This is a genomic window from Sphingomonas sp. CFBP9019 (assembly GCF_034045155.1).
GTDB lineage: Bacteria > Pseudomonadota > Alphaproteobacteria > Sphingomonadales > Sphingomonadaceae > Sphingomonas > Sphingomonas aerolata.
Genome location: NZ_JAXCWK010000003.1, coordinates 392,572 through 406,695 on the forward strand (window position 1 = coordinate 392,572; position 14,124 = coordinate 406,695).

At 67.8% G+C, this 14,124-nt stretch carries 15 protein-coding genes and 1 pseudogene; 3 read left to right on the plus strand and 13 right to left on the minus strand.

Features of this window, described 5'->3' with window-relative positions; translation table 11 throughout:
- Positions 1-4: 4 nt before the first annotated feature.
- The 11 genes from murD to SOM18_RS09915 form a co-directional block, all read right to left on the minus strand.
- Positions 5-1,318 carry a UDP-N-acetylmuramoyl-L-alanine--D-glutamate ligase gene (murD, locus tag SOM18_RS09865; protein WP_031439536.1) on the minus strand — a complete coding sequence of 438 codons (1,314 nt, stop codon included), beginning with the start codon at positions 1,316-1,318 and terminating at the stop codon, positions 5-7.
- Positions 1,315-2,385: a phospho-N-acetylmuramoyl-pentapeptide-transferase gene (mraY, locus tag SOM18_RS09870; RefSeq protein ID WP_031395401.1), complete on the minus strand. Its 1,071-nt coding sequence runs from the start codon at positions 2,383-2,385 to the stop codon at positions 1,315-1,317. Before mraY ends, murD begins: the two co-directional genes overlap by 4 nt.
- A complete protein-coding gene (locus SOM18_RS09875; RefSeq protein ID WP_320481606.1) occupies positions 2,386-3,768 on the minus strand; it encodes a UDP-N-acetylmuramoyl-tripeptide--D-alanyl-D-alanine ligase in 1,383 nt (460 codons plus the stop codon).
- Complete coding sequence (locus tag SOM18_RS09880; RefSeq protein ID WP_320481607.1) at positions 3,765-5,231, minus strand: UDP-N-acetylmuramoyl-L-alanyl-D-glutamate--2,6-diaminopimelate ligase; 1,467 nt, start codon at positions 5,229-5,231, stop codon at positions 3,765-3,767. Before SOM18_RS09880 ends, SOM18_RS09875 begins: the two co-directional genes overlap by 4 nt.
- Before the next feature lie 24 nt (positions 5,232-5,255).
- A complete protein-coding gene (locus tag SOM18_RS09885) occupies positions 5,256-6,995 on the minus strand; it encodes a peptidoglycan D,D-transpeptidase FtsI family protein (RefSeq protein ID WP_037528403.1) in 1,740 nt (579 codons plus the stop codon).
- Positions 6,992-7,624 (minus strand): hypothetical protein, encoded by a 633-nt coding sequence (locus tag SOM18_RS09890; protein WP_031440797.1) that lies wholly within the window; start codon positions 7,622-7,624, stop codon positions 6,992-6,994. Before SOM18_RS09890 ends, SOM18_RS09885 begins: the two co-directional genes overlap by 4 nt.
- Complete coding sequence (gene rsmH, locus SOM18_RS09895; RefSeq protein ID WP_031440796.1) at positions 7,621-8,577, minus strand: 16S rRNA (cytosine(1402)-N(4))-methyltransferase RsmH; 957 nt, start codon at positions 8,575-8,577, stop codon at positions 7,621-7,623. Before rsmH ends, SOM18_RS09890 begins: the two co-directional genes overlap by 4 nt.
- On the minus strand, positions 8,574-8,984 hold the full coding sequence (locus tag SOM18_RS09900) for an MraZ C-terminal domain-containing protein (protein ID WP_320481608.1): 411 nt from the start codon (positions 8,982-8,984) through the stop codon (positions 8,574-8,576). Before SOM18_RS09900 ends, rsmH begins: the two co-directional genes overlap by 4 nt.
- A gap of 413 nt (positions 8,985-9,397) precedes the next feature.
- Positions 9,398-9,754 (minus strand): hypothetical protein, encoded by a 357-nt coding sequence (locus SOM18_RS09905; protein ID WP_320481609.1) that lies wholly within the window; start codon positions 9,752-9,754, stop codon positions 9,398-9,400.
- Positions 9,751-10,731 carry a cysteine synthase A gene (locus SOM18_RS09910; protein ID WP_031440794.1) on the minus strand — a complete coding sequence of 327 codons (981 nt, stop codon included), beginning with the start codon at positions 10,729-10,731 and terminating at the stop codon, positions 9,751-9,753. The genes SOM18_RS09905 and SOM18_RS09910 overlap by 4 nt, the downstream gene beginning before the upstream one ends.
- Positions 10,732-10,831: 100 nt before the next feature.
- Entirely contained in the window at positions 10,832-11,002 is a 171-nt protein-coding gene (locus tag SOM18_RS09915) for a hypothetical protein (protein WP_157840482.1), read from the minus strand.
- A gap of 233 nt (positions 11,003-11,235) precedes the next feature.
- On the opposite strand from SOM18_RS09915, the gene SOM18_RS09920 reads away from it, so the two are divergent.
- The 3 genes from SOM18_RS09920 (at position 11,236) to aat (ending at position 13,211) form a co-directional block, all read left to right on the plus strand.
- Positions 11,236-11,622, plus strand: a complete 387-nt coding sequence (locus SOM18_RS09920; RefSeq protein ID WP_031395590.1) for a hypothetical protein — start codon at positions 11,236-11,238, stop codon at positions 11,620-11,622.
- Between the two features lie 118 nt (positions 11,623-11,740).
- A complete protein-coding gene (locus SOM18_RS09925) occupies positions 11,741-12,466 on the plus strand; it encodes a ParA family protein (protein WP_031440793.1) in 726 nt (241 codons plus the stop codon).
- Positions 12,467-12,476: 10 nt separating this feature from the next.
- Positions 12,477-13,211 (plus strand): leucyl/phenylalanyl-tRNA--protein transferase, encoded by a 735-nt coding sequence (aat, locus tag SOM18_RS09930; protein WP_031440792.1) that lies wholly within the window; start codon positions 12,477-12,479, stop codon positions 13,209-13,211.
- Positions 13,212-13,246: 35 nt separating this feature from the next.
- Here aat and SOM18_RS09935 read toward each other — a convergent pair.
- Positions 13,247-13,681: pseudogene (locus tag SOM18_RS09935) on the minus strand (DUF2155 domain-containing protein); the annotation flags it as partial.
- A complete protein-coding gene (locus SOM18_RS09940; RefSeq protein ID WP_031395586.1) occupies positions 13,681-14,070 on the minus strand; it encodes an NADH:ubiquinone oxidoreductase subunit NDUFA12 in 390 nt (129 codons plus the stop codon). The gene SOM18_RS09940 and the pseudogene SOM18_RS09935, both read right to left, overlap by 1 nt.
- Positions 14,071-14,124: the final 54 nt, after the last annotated feature.

The following is a 14,124-nucleotide window of genomic DNA, read 5'->3' on the forward strand; positions in this document are numbered from 1 at the left end:
TCGCTCATGCCAGCGACTCGACCGTCGCGCGGAAGGCCGCGCCGCGCGCTTCGTAATCGGCGAACTGGTCGAAGCTCGCACAGGCCGGGGACAACAGGATCGTGTCGCCGGGCCGGGCATTGGCCGCCGCGCTGCGGACGGCCGCGTCGAGCGTGCCGACATGGTCGACCGGCATCGACCCGGCCAGGATCTCGGCGAACCGCGGCCCGGCCTCGCCGATCGTATAGGCGTGCACGACATGGCCGAAGCCGGGCCTGCACGCATCGAGGTCATCCCCCTTCGCGCGCCCGCCGACGATCCAGTGGACCCGCTCAAATGCCGCCAGCGCGGGCGCCGCGCTCTCCGGATTGGTCGCCTTGCTGTCGTCGACATAGGCGACGCCGTCATAGGAGGCGATCTGCTGCATGCGGTGCGGCAGGCCGGTAAAGCTGACCAGCCCGCGATCGATATCGACCTCGCTCACACCCAGCGCGCGCGCGACCCCCACGGCGGCACGCGCGTTTAGCGCATTGTGCGGCCCCTGCAGCGACGGCCAGCCGCCCTGGTCGCCGATGTCGATCCGGTCGATGAACTGGATCGTAAGGTCAGCGGGAGCGTCACCCAGTAGACGATGCTCCGCCTCTGCGCCGTGGTCGACGATCGCGAGATGCGGCACCGTCTGCATCGCGAACAGCCGCGCCTTCGACGCCGCATAGCCGGCAAAGCCGTCATAGCGATCGAGATGGTCGGGGGTAATGTTGAGCAGCACCGCGACGTCGCAGTCGAGCGTCTGAGTCAGGTCGATCTGATAGCTCGACAGCTCGAGCACATAGACGCCGCCCTCGGGCAACGGATCCTGCCCCAGAATCGGCAGCCCGATATTGCCCCCCATCAGCGTCGGCACGCCCGCCGTCCGCAGGATATGATGCACGAGCGCGGTGGTGGTCGACTTGCCGTTCGTGCCCGTGATCCCGACGACCTTGTGCGACGGCAGGTCGGCGCGGGCCTGCGCAAAGAGTTCGATGTCGCCGATGACGGGAACGCCCGCCGCACGCGCGGCCGCGGCGAGCGGATGCGTGTTGAGCGGCACCCCTGGCGACACGATCAGTGCGTCGAACCCCGCCAGATCGTCCAACGGATCAAACCGAAGATCGACGTCATCGAGGGTGACCGACAGGTCTTGAATGCTCTCGGCCAGAACCGCGCGCTTCTTTTCGTCGTCGTCCCACGCGACCACGCCCGCGCCGCCAGTGACCAGCGCCTGGACGGTCGCCGCACCCGATCGCGCCAGCCCCAGCACCGCACAGCGTTTTCCGCGCCAGGCCTCAGCGACGATCACCGCAGCTTCAACGTCGACAGGCCGACCAGCGCCAGGACCAGCGCGATGATCCAGAAGCGGATCACGACGGTCGGCTCGCTCCAGCCGAGCTGTTCGAAATGATGGTGGATCGGCGCCATCCGGAACACCCGCTTGCCGGTCCGTTTGTAAAAGAACACCTGGATGATCACGCTCATCGCCTCGGCGACGAACAGCCCGCCGATGATCCCGAGCACGATCTCGTGATGCGCGACGACGGCGATGGTGCCGAGCGCGCCGCCGAGCGCGAGGCTGCCGGTGTCGCCCATGAACACCGCCGCGGGCGGCGCGTTGAACCACAGGAACGCCAGACCGCCCCCGACGACCGCGCCGCAGAAAATGGCGAGCTCGCCCGCGCCGGGCACGTGCGGGATGCCGAGATAGTCGGCGAACTTCACATTGCCCGCGAGATAGACGATCACCATGAACGCGACGCTCGCGATGATCACCGGCATCGTCGCCAGCCCGTCGAGCCCGTCCGTCAGGTTCACGGCATTGCCGAACGACACGATCGTGAAGGCGGCGAAGACGGGGAAGAACCAGCCGAGATCGATATACATGCGCGACGTGAACGGCAGGTAGAGATGCGGCCCGTTCTGCGACATGATGATCGTCGCGGCGATCCCGGCGATCGCGAATTCCAGCAACAGCCGCGTGCGACCCGAAATGCCCGCGGTGCTCGCCTTCCGCACCTTGTCATAGTCATCCATGAACCCGATCGTGCCAAAGCCCAGCGTCACGAACAGGCACGACCAGACATAGGGGTTGCTGAGGTCCATCCAGAGCAGGATCGCCAGCGTCATGCTGGTGAGGATCATCAGCCCGCCCATCGTCGGCGTGCCGCGCTTGGCGAGATGCGTCTGCGGGCCGTCGGCGCGGATCGGCTGGCCCTTGCCCTGGCGCACCCGCAGCCAGCCGATGAAGCGTGGCCCGATGATCAGGCCGATGATCAGCGCAGTCGCGACCGCCCCGCCCGTCCGCGTCGACTGATAGCGGAGCAGGTTCAATATTCCCGGGAAACCCAGATGTGCGGCGATCCAGTACAGCATTTACGTCTTCCCGCCCCCGAGACTCGTCACGACCCGCGCGAGCCCTACACCGTTCGATCCCTTGATGAGAACCGCATCGCCCGGCGCCAGGATCGTCCGTAACGACGTCAGCGCGGCCGCAGCGTCGCCCACATGGACGGTTTCGACTTTACCCTCAAGCGCTTGCGCGAGCGGCGCCATCGCTTCACCGACCAGCAGCGCCATTTCGACGTTTGCCGCGACAATCGGCTCGGCAAGCCCGGCATGATAGTCGGCCGACGCCGCGCCCAGCTCGCGCATCTCGCCGAGCAGCGCGACATGCCGCCCCGGCTCCTTGGCCAGCACGGCCAGCGTCGCACGCATCGACGCGGGGTTCGCGTTATAGCTTTCGTCGATCACGAGCGCCTGCCCGTCCGCGAGCGTCGTCATAAACCGCGCACCGCGTCCCTGCAGCCCGCCGAGTTCGGCGAGCGCCAGTCCCGCCAGCCCGAGATCCGCGCCCGCCGCCTCGACGCACGCGATCACCGCCAGCGCGTTCGAAACCCAGTGCATTCCCGGCTGCGCCATCGTGAAGCTCAGCTCGTGGCCGTCCTGCTGGACCGTCACGAACGTCGCGCCGGTCGCCAGCCGGACCGTCTCGATCGCGCGGACATCGGCACCCTTCGCGATGCCGAAGGTCACGATCCGCGCCGCATGCGGCGTCGCCGCTGCGGTCAGCCGGTCGCGATGCGGGCTGTCGAAGGGGACGATCGCGACGCCGTCCGGCTCGAGCCCGGCGAAGATCTCGCCCTTGGCATCGGCGATCGCGCTTTCGTCGCGGAAGAATTCGGTATGCGCCGGCGCGATCGCGGTCACCACGGCGATATGCGGACGGACGATCTGCGTCAGCTCGGCCAGCTCACCCGCATGGTTCATCCCCATCTCGAACACGCCGAAGCGCGCGTCGCCCGGCATCCGTGCAAGGCTCAGCGGGACGCCGGTATGGTTGTTGTAGCTCTTGACCGAACGGTGCACCGCCCCCGGCGCGCCGCGATCGAGCGCCGCGAACAGTGCCTCCTTCGCGCTCGTCTTGCCGACCGATCCGGTAACGCCGATGATCGTCGCGCCGCTGCGCGCCCGGCTTGCGCGTCCGAGCATCTGCAAGGCCGTGAAGCTGTCGGCGACCAGCACATGCGGATGCGCGCAGGGTTCGGAGACGATCGCCCCAGCGGCGCCCTGCGCGAACGCCTGGTCGAGATACAGATGGCCGTCGCTCGCCTCGCCCTTCATCGCGACGAACAGGTCGCCCGGACCGACCTCGCGCGAATCGAACGCGACGCCCCTCACGGCGAACTCGGCCGAAGCGACCCCGCCGGTCGCGGCGGCGATCTCGGCGGACGTCCACAGGGGCACCGCATTGCTCATGCCGCACACTCGCGCGCGACGCCGACATCGTCGAACGGCAACACCATGTCGCCGACGATCTGGCCCTGTTCATGCCCCTTGCCCGCGATCAGCACGATGTCGTCGCTGCCCGCCTCGTCGATCGCCGCCTGGATCGCCGCGCGCCGGTCGCCGATCTCGATCGCGCCGGGCGCGCCCTTCAGCACGTCGCGGCGGATCGCGGCGGGATCCTCGGTACGCGGATTGTCGTCGGTGACGATCACGCGGTCGGCATAATGCATCGCGACCTGCCCCATCGTCTCGCGCTTGCCGGTATCGCGGTCGCCGCCCGCGCCGAACACGACGATCAGCCGCCCGCCCGCATGCGGCTTGAGCGCGGCGATCGCCGCCTCCAGCGCGTCGGGGGTATGCGCATAGTCGACATAGACCGGCGCACCCGAGCGCGCGATCACCGCACGCTCGAGCCGCCCGCGCACGGGCTGCAACCGCGCCAGATTGGCGATGGTCGTCGCGATATCGCCCCCGGTCGCGATCACCAGCCCCGCCGACACCAGCGCATTGGCTGCCTGATATCCGCCGATCAGCGGCAGCGTCACGCGGTAGGTCTGCCCGCCCGCCTCGATCGTCAGCCCCTGCCCCAGCAGCGTGGGATCGCGATCAACCAGTCGCAGCGTATCGCCGCGCGTGCCGACGGTCACGAGCCGGTTACCGCGCTCCCGCGCGAGGTCGATGACCCGCGCCGCCTGCGGATCGTCGGCCCACACCACCGCCGCGCCATCCGGGCGCAGTACTTCCGAAAACAGCCGGATCTTGGCGGTGAAATAGGCCGCCATATCGCCGTGATAATCGAGATGGTCGCGGCTGAGATTGGTGAAGGCGGCCGCCGATACGGGCAGTCCCTCGGTGCGATACTGGGTCAGCCCGTGGCTCGATGCCTCGAACGCGAGATGCGTCACGCCTTCGCGCTCGAGCCCGGCGACGTTCGACAGGAAGGTGACGGCGTCTGGCGTCGTGAGGCCCGTGGTGACGCGTTCGTCGGCGGTCGTGACGCCCAGCGTCCCGATCGACGCGGCGTGATGGCCGGCCATCCGCCACAATTGGCGGGTCATCTCGACGCAACTCGTCTTGCCGTTGGTGCCCGTGATCGCGACCGTCGTTGCGGGAAAGGGTGCGAAGAACGTCGCCGCAAGCTGCGCAAACCGTTCGCGCGGGGTCTCGTCGGCGATGTACGCTGCACCCTCGACCGCGAGGCCCGGCCGCGCGACGATGCCGATCGCGCCGGCACGGATCGCGTCGGCGATATAGTCCTCGCCATTGACGCGGGCGCCCTCGAACGCCCCGAAGATCGTCCCCGGTGCGACCTTGCGATGGTCGATCGCGAAGCCCGTAACGTTGCCGTCATACGCGTCGCACGGTGCAGATCCGTGCGCTGATGCCCCGCCATCGCTGACGGGGCCCTTACCGATCAGCGTTGCCAGTTTCATGCACCGATCCTCATGTATCGCCCCTCATTCCGCACCGGACGTCGGCTTTGCGCCAAAGGCCGGCGTGCCCGGCGCATGCCACAACAGCGGCAACAAGTCGCTTTCGTCAATGTCGCGGTTCGCATCGGGAATGACGCCGAGCATCGATCCGGTCCGGCTGATCACGCGCGATACCACCGGCGCCGCGGTCCAGGCCGCAGTGGTGAAACCGTAAGATTCCTTGTTACCCTTGGCGGAATCGAGCGTCACCACGACGACGTAACGCGGCGCGTCCATCGGGAAGGCAGCGGCAAAGGTCGAGACGTTGGTGTGCTTGTTATAGCCCCCCGCCTGCGCGATCTCGGCCGTACCGGTCTTGCCGCCGACGCGGTAGCCGGGCGCCTCGCCCTTGCGGCCCGTGCCATATTGCACGACCAGCCGCAGCAGCTGCCGCATCCGCGCGCTCGTCGTCGTGCTGATCACGCGTCGCCCGGCGGGGATATGCGCCGGATCGATCTTCAGCAGCGTCGTCGGGCGCCAGATCCCGCCATTCACCAACGTCGCATAGGCGTTGGCGAGGTGCAGCGGCGTTACCGCGATCCCGTGCCCATAGGCCGACGTCATCAAGGTCGTGCGCGCCCAGAAGGTCGGCCAGATCGGCCGGCCCTTCTCGCGCAGTTCGATATCGGGCTTCGTGTCGAAGCCGAGCTTGCGGAACATGTTCTGCATCCCGGCCGCACCGATCTGATCGGCGATCCGCGCGGTCGCGATGTTCGACGAATAGATCAGCGTCTCGGGGATGTTCAGCCAGCGCTTTTCTTCATCGCCCGGATCGTCGTGGATCGTGTAGCCGCCGACGCGCAGCGGGACGGTCGCGTCGAAGCGCCGCGCCATCGAGGTGACGGTGCCCGAATCGATCGCCGCCGCCATCGCGATCGGCTTGAACACCGACCCCAGCTCGTACACGCTCTGCGTACCCATGTTGCGCAGTTGCTCGGTGCCCGCCATGCCGACCCGGTTGGGGTTGAAGACCGGCATCGACGTCATCGCGATCACTTCGCCGGTGTCGACGTCGAGGACGATGCCCGCCGCGCTCTTGGCCTGGAACGACGCGACCGCACGCGCGAGCTCGCTTTCCATCGCCGCCTGGACGCGCGTGTCGATCGACAGCGCGACCGGCGCGCCGTTCAGCGCGGGGTTGGTCAGCCGCTCGTCGAGGACGCGCTCCATCCCCGACATGCCGTGGCCGTCGGTCGACAGGAACCCCAGCGCATGCGCCGCCATGGTCGATTGCGGATACAGGCGCTGCGTCTCGCGCGCGAACACGATCGCGGGTTCGCCGATCGCGTTGACCTGCTCGACCAGAGCGGGCGACGCGCGGCGTTGCAGGTAGCTGAAATTCACATCCTTGGTCAGCAGACCGTAGAAAAAGGCCTGGTTGCCGCGATCGGGCATCAGCGCTGCCAGCCGCGCGGCGATCTCGGTCGGATCGCCGATCATCTTCTTGGGATGCACCGCGATCGTCCATGCGTCGATCGTCCTGGCCAGCGGCGCGCCATTGCGATCGACGATATCGCCGCGCGCCGCGATCGCCGCGGCGCGGGCGCCGGGATCGCTCAGCGACGACTGGATCGCGAGCACGCCGAGCCGGCCGATCACGACCAGCACCGCAGCCCCGAACAGGAACATCAACATCATCAGGCGCGTGTGCGCCGTCGCGACCAGCGCGTGGCGCTGCGTTGCGGTACGCCGCTCGGAAACCGGCCGGGCGACGAGAGTGGTCAACGCAGACGCCCTGCCTCGGCCCGGGCGCCGCTCAGGATCGAACCCAGCGTGTTGTCGGACAGCAGCTTGCGGTCGAGCATCGCGACTGCCTGCGGACGGACCTTGGCGACCGCGGCGAGGCGCTCGGGAGCGGCCGCGCGGACGATCGCCGTGTCGGTGGCGCGGGCGGTCTGGACGGTGGCGCGGACAGTGACGGGCTTGAGTGGCGCTGCGGCAGCGACGGCCTGCACGGCGACGTCGACCGCCTGCGGTGCCGCGGCGGCGGCCGCAACCGGCAGCGACGGCACGAGCAGCTGCGCGGTCTGGACGGTGGCGCCCGCGGGCCCGCCGATCTGATTCACGTCGAGGCTGGCGAGGGCCGATTCGCTGGCGACGAACTGCCCCGCGGTCGGCGCGGACAGCGCCAGCGTATCGCCGTTCCAGCGCTCGAGCTGCGCGAGGTTCGCGCGCGTGTCGAATTCGGTCTCGAGCGCGCGGATATCGCGCTCGGCCGACCGGATCTGGCCGTTGACGGTCTCAAGCTTCTTGCGCTCGGCGGCCACCTGCAGCGAAACGAGGTAAAAGCCGAGCACGACGGCAACGCAGCCACCGAACCAGCCCACACCCTTCAACCGATACGCCGCCGTCATGTCGTCACCTCTTCCGTCCAAGGTTGCGCGGAGGTCCGCCGCGCCGTTCGTAAAGTCGCAGAGCGTGCGCGCGGATTACGCGCCAGCTCGTCCTCGCCGGCGCGCACGGGGCGGCCAACATCGGTAAAACTCGGTTCTACCACGGTTTTTGCCTGTGGAAGATGACGGGAACCTGAAGGCGCACTGCCCGACCGCGTGCGCAGGAACCGCTTCACCATGCGATCCTCCAGGCTATGGAAGGTCACGATGGCGAGCCGTCCGCCGGGCTTGAGCGCGCGCTCCGCCGCCAGCAGGCCATCGGCGAGCTCGCCGAGTTCGCGGTTGATATGGATCCGGATCGCCTGGAACGCGCGCGTCGCCGGGTCCTTCTTGTCGTGCGCCTTGTACCCCAGCGCGCGACGGACGACATGCGCGAGCTCGCCGGTACGCGTCATCGGTCGTGCGGCAACGATCGCCCGCGCGACGCGACGCGACTTGGGCTCGTCGCCAAAATGATAGAGGACGTCGGCGATCTCGTCCTCGTCGGCCTCGTTGACGAAATCGGCGGCGGTCATGCCCGCCTGCGCCATCCGCATGTCGAGCGGTCCGTCCGACTGGAAGGAAAAACCGCGCTCGGCCTGGTCGAGCTGCATCGACGAGACGCCGATGTCGAGCGTGATGCCGTCGACGGGCAACGCGTCGCGTGCCTCGAGTTCGGCGACCATCGCGGAAAAGTCGGCGGCAACCAGCGTCAGCCGCTCCTCGCCATCGGCCCAGTCCTGTCCGGCGGCAATCGCGTCGGGGTCGCGGTCAAAGGCGATGACGCAGGCGCCGCGCGACAGCAGCGCCCGCGTATAGCCGCCCGCGCCGAACGTCCCGTCGACGATCGTCTCGCCGGGGGCAGGGGCGAGCGCGGCGATCACCTCGTCGAGCAGGACCGGAATGTGCGGGGCGGCGGGGATCGTCTCGCTCACAGCGAAATCCCCTTTTCGGCCATGTAGAAGCGCGCCATCTCCTTGACGACGGGGGGCATGTCGTCGGTCGCTACCAGCGCCGCGGGATCCCAGATCTCGATATAGTCGAGGACGCCGTAGAAGAATGCGTGCCCCTTTATCCCGGCATAGAAGCGCGGGAAGGCGGGCATGATGAAGCGGCCCGAGCCATCGAACGGCACGGCCTCGCCCGACGCCGCGCGACGTTTGATGTTATAGTCATATTCGCCGTCTTCACGGGTATTCTCGGCCTCGCGGCGGTCGAGCTTTTCGGCGAGCAGCGCGACATAACCCGGATCATAGGCGACCAGGCAGCGGTTCTTCTGGTGTGCGCCGATGATGATGGTTCCGCCGTCCTTGCCGTTCGCCTTGGGGGCATTTGCCGACAAGATCGTCCGAAGAGCGGAAGGGATGGCTACCCGGCCCTTGTCGTCGACAAGGCCGATGCCATCTCCTTGATATCGCCCTCGATCCGACACGCCAATATCCCGCGAATGGCGCGCACGTCTTCCCGCCTCGAACCGCAGCCTTCGCCGCGGCCCGGCCGCGCAATCGCGAACGGTGAACGTGCCCCTGTGTTAATCTCCGTCTATCACAGCGGAACGGGGACGCAACGGGATATTTGGGGATTTCCGGGAATCAAGCGCTGTATTGCCCTTGATCCGGGACCATGTGCCCTGCCGGGACGGCCCGGTGCGCACATTGATCTACGGCAAGATCGAGTCGACCCTGGCATGCGGACGCGCTGCGTGTCAGCGTGGTCCCGTGATTTCCCCGGCGCGGCAGCGACGGAAAGCCCGGATCAGTTCGGAGTAGCGGGTGCCTGTGCGTTGACGCTGGGTGCGAGGCCCATTTCCGCGAGTGGCTCGTCAGAGCCATCGGCGGCGGCGGTCGTATTCGACACGGCCATGTTCGCGACGACATCGGCCTGCGCCGAGCCGGCGGCGACCACGGGTCGTTCGCGCGTCGCCGACCCGATGATCGCGCTGGCGAGCCCGATGAAGATCACCACTGCGGCGAGCCCGATCATGCCGACCTTGATCCGCTGCATGGTTTGCGAAGGTGCGCGTTGCGTTTGCATCTTGTCGCGCGCATCTACCCGATCATCGCGCACTTGTCGAATTTCACCATCCCGCGGCGCGCCGCCGCCCTCGCTCACATCAGGCCCTTCGCCGCGCGCCATTCGGGATTGTACAGCGTCGAGAGGTAGCGGAACCCCGTATCGCACAGGATCGTCGCGATCCGCTTGCCCGGTCCGAGTTGCCGCGCCAGCGCGACTGCGCCCGCGACGTTGATCCCCGACGACAGGCCGAGGCACAGCCCCTCCTCGTCGAGCAACTGCCGGGTCCAGGCATAGCCTTCCGCATCCGAGATCCGGAACTGCGTATCGATCGGCGCGCCGTCGAGATTGGCGGTGATCCGCCCCTGCCCGATGCCTTCCGCAACCGAGGACCCTTCGGACTTCAGCTCGCCATGCGCATAATAGTTATACAGCGCAGCGCCGTGCGGATCGGTCAGCGCGATGCAGATCGCCTCGTCCTTCGCCTTCAGACCCAGGCCGACGCCAGCGATCGTCCCGCCCGTCCCCGCCGCGCAGGTGAAGCCATCGATCCGCTCGTCCATCTGCCGCCACAACTCTTCGGCGGTACCGATGATGTGCGCGTGGCGATTGGCGGTGTTGTCGAACTGGTTCGCCCAGATCGCGCCCGGCGTCTCCTCGGCGATGCGCCGCGACGTGTGCACGAAATGACACGGGTTGGAAAAGGCGGCGGCGGGCACGAGCACGAGTTCGGCACCCAGCGCGCGCAGCGTGTCCATCTTCTCGCGACTTTGCGTCTCGGGCATCACGATGATCGTCTTGTAGCCCTTGGCATTGGCGACCAGCGCCAGGCCGATCCCGGTATTGCCCGCGGTCCCCTCGACAATCGTCCCGCCCGGCTGGAGCAGGCCGCGTGCCTCGGCATCCTCGACGATGAACAGCGCAGCGCGATCCTTGATCGAGGCGCCCGGATTGGTGAATTCGCACTTGCCGAAGATATCGCACCCCGTCGCGTCGCTCGGGCCCTTCAGTCGCACCAGCGGCGTATTCCCGATCAGGGCAAGCGTATCGGGGGCGGTCAGCGTGTCGGATCTCATCTGCATCGCCTGTAGATGGCGCCACTCCCGGTCCGCCACAAGCGCGCTAAAACTATCCACCGGACAAGCCGGCGCACCAAGCCCCGTCAGGCCGCCCCTTTCACGCCGCGTCGCTCCTCACCGCTTCGATGCGGGCCTGAACGCAATCCAGCGCGTCGGACAATTTGGCGCCGAGCAGCAATTCACCCCCCTCGTCGGCCAGGCAGAGCGCCTGGGTGATGAGCGTCGATATCGCCGACAGGCGCTCGGCGACAGGAATTTGGCCCGGCATGCAACGTCCTCTTACAACGGTTCCGTGAAATATAGTGGCAGATGCGTGACATCGGACGACCCCGGTGCCTTTATTCCCCCGCCGCTACCGGTCGAATGTGGTGGCGCAACACTGCCGGGCGCCATCGCCGATGCGACGAACCGGCGCATCCCGGGGATGACCCGTCCCGCCGCGCGCGCATCGCGGCCGCTACGGCTTGACGCGATTTGCTGCATGCGCGAAGCCCCGAAGATATGAAGAAGACGCTCCCCCTCACCGCCGTCGCCGCGCTGCTCGCGCTGGCTGCCTGCAACTCCAAACCGGCTGCACCCGAGGTGGTCGACAGCAATCCCGATCCGATGGCGAACCAGCTCGCCAATGCGGCACCGGTCGAGCTGCCGCCGTCGATCAAGTCGGAGCAGACGATGCGCTGCAAGGACAACAGCCTGGCCTATGTGACCTTCTTCCAGGGGGGCAAGCAGGCCGTGGTTCGTCTCAAGGAAGGCGGTCCGGCCACGACGCTCAAGGCGCCTGCCGAGGGTGAGCCACTGGTCGCCGACGGCGGCTGGTCGATGACGGGCACCGAGAAGTCGATCGAGCTGACCCAGCCGGGCAAGCCCGGCCAGACCTGCCACACCTGATCCTTCAGCCGGCCACGGCCGGATGATCCCGCGCCCCGGACGACCGCCAGCGTCGCCCGGGGCGTTGTTATGCCGCGATGCCTTGCCATCGGCGTCGCACGACGGCACGCTGGCCGTCATGGCAACCATCGCGATCTACAGCCTGAAGGGCGGCGTCGGGAAGACCACGCTGGCGGTCAATCTCGCCTGGTGTTCGGCAACCCGGTCGGCACGCCGCACGATCCTCTGGGACCTCGACCCGCAGGCCGCGAGCAGTTTCCTGCTGCACGGTACCGCCGGGCGGGATCAGGCCCAGGCGATGTTCTCCCGCGATATCAGCGTCGCCAAGCGCGCCCAGCCGACGCCGGTCGCGAAGCTCGACCTGATTACCGCCGACGCCTCGCTCCGCGGTCTCGACCAGCTGTTTCACACGCTCGACAAGAAAAAGCGGCTCGGCAAGTTGATCGGCGCGCTGACCGATTATGATCGCGTCCTGCTCGACTGCCCGCCGGGTCTTACCGAAACCGCCGATCAGGTGATGCGCGCCGCCGATCTGATCGTCGTCCCCGTCATCCCCTCGCCGCTGTCGCAGCGCGCCTATGAGGAGGTGATCCGCCATCTCGGCGGCAAGGTGCCCGTGCTGCCCGTCCATGCGATGGTCGATCGCCGGCGGCGCCTGCATGCCGACGCGCTGGCCGCCAACCCCGACTGGCCGGTCATTCCAATGAGCAGTGTGATCGAGGCGATGACCGTACAACGCGCGGCGGTCGGGGCCTTCGCACCGCGCTCGACCGCCGCGGCGGCGTTCGATCAGCTGTGGCGGACGATCGAACACCGGCTGGCGGCGGGGTCGGCAGCGGGCTAAGGCGCGACCGATGGATATTCTCGATCCGCGCCTCGTGCTTGGCGGCTATGCGGCCGGCGTCTTCCCGATGGCCGACAGCCGCGACGCGATCGACGTCTACTGGGTCGAGCCGCGCCAGCGCGCGGTCCTGCCGCTCGACGGGTTCCGGCTCTCACGCTCGCTGCGCAAGACCATCGTCGCGGACCGCTTCCGCGTCACCGTCGACACTGCGTTCGGCCAGATCCTCGCGCTCTGCGCCGAAAGCGTTGAGGGCCGGCCCGAGACGTGGATCAATGCGGGGATCGAGCGGGTCTTCCACACACTGCATCTGATGGGCTTTGCGCATTCGGTCGAATGCTGGGACGGCGACCGGCTGGTCGGCGGGCTATACGGGCTGGCGCTCGGGCGGGCCTTTTTCGGCGAAAGCATGGTCAGCCGCGCGACCGACGCGTCGAAGGTCGCGCTGGCGCATCTCGTCGCGCGGCTGAAGGCCGGCGGCTTCGATCTGCTTGATTGCCAGTTCCAGACTTCGCATCTCGAATCGCTCGGCGCAATCGAGATCGAGCGTGCCGATTATATCGCGTTGCTCGCCGCGGCGCTCGACGGGGTGGTCGGCTCGACCGGCTCGTCCGGTGCGGCTGCATCATTGGCCGCCACCGGGGATTTCTTCGCACTCGACCGCGCCGCCGCAGGTGCGCCCGACGATGTCGTATCCGGCCCGGTCGCGGGGAAGGTCATCGCGCAGCTCTTGGTCCAGACGTCGTAGATCGGATGCTGCACCGCGTTCAGCGCGGGGCGCTCCTTGTACAACCAGCCCGAAAATGTCCGCCGCCATTTCTTGTCGACGCCGCGGACGATCACCTGGACAAAGGCCCCCGTCAGTTGTTCGGGCTCCCAGGGCGCGGTCTGTTCGCAGGCGCGCAGGCGGAGGACGACGTCGCCCATCCGGGTCGCCTGTCCTGGCTTCAACGTGACGTCGCGCGTCACGCCGTTCCGCTTGTTGAGCAGGCCGATCACCGCGACGCGCTCTGCCATCGGCGTCCCGCCATTGGCGAGCGCCGCGCCGCCCGTGTCGATCGTCTCGACCGACCCGTCACCGGCCTGATCGCCGCCCGGCAGATCCTGCTGGACCACGACGGTCGTATCGGCCTTGCGGTTCGTCCAGGCGCGATAGCCGAACCAGCCACCGACCGCGAGAACCACGACCAGGATCGCCGCAGCGATCCGGCGCTGCATCACTCAGGCACCCACGCTTCGTAATCGCCGGTCGCCGCAGCGCGCTGGCCACCCTTTTCCATCGCGCCCGTCGGGCGATAGGCGAGTGCGGTACCCGTCAGATTCGGCAGGGCGGGCTTCTGCCAGGGGCGGACCGGCGGCAGGGCACGATCGGGCACGTCGGCGACCTGATGGTGCAGCCAGCTGAACCAGGCGGGCGGTACCCGGCTGGCGTCGGTCGCACCCTGATAGATCACCCAGCGACGCGGATTACCCGCGGTATCCTTGCCGCCTTCATAATAGACGTTGCCGAGCGCGTCCTCGCCCATCCGCGTCTTGCCGCGGAGCCCGAATTTGGTGCCGAGCGTGGCGCCGTTCCACCAGGTGAAGGTCGATGCGAGAAATCCCATAGCCGCCGCTTAGCGGGTGCGCGCCGCGCCATCAACCTCGAACGCAGTGCCGGC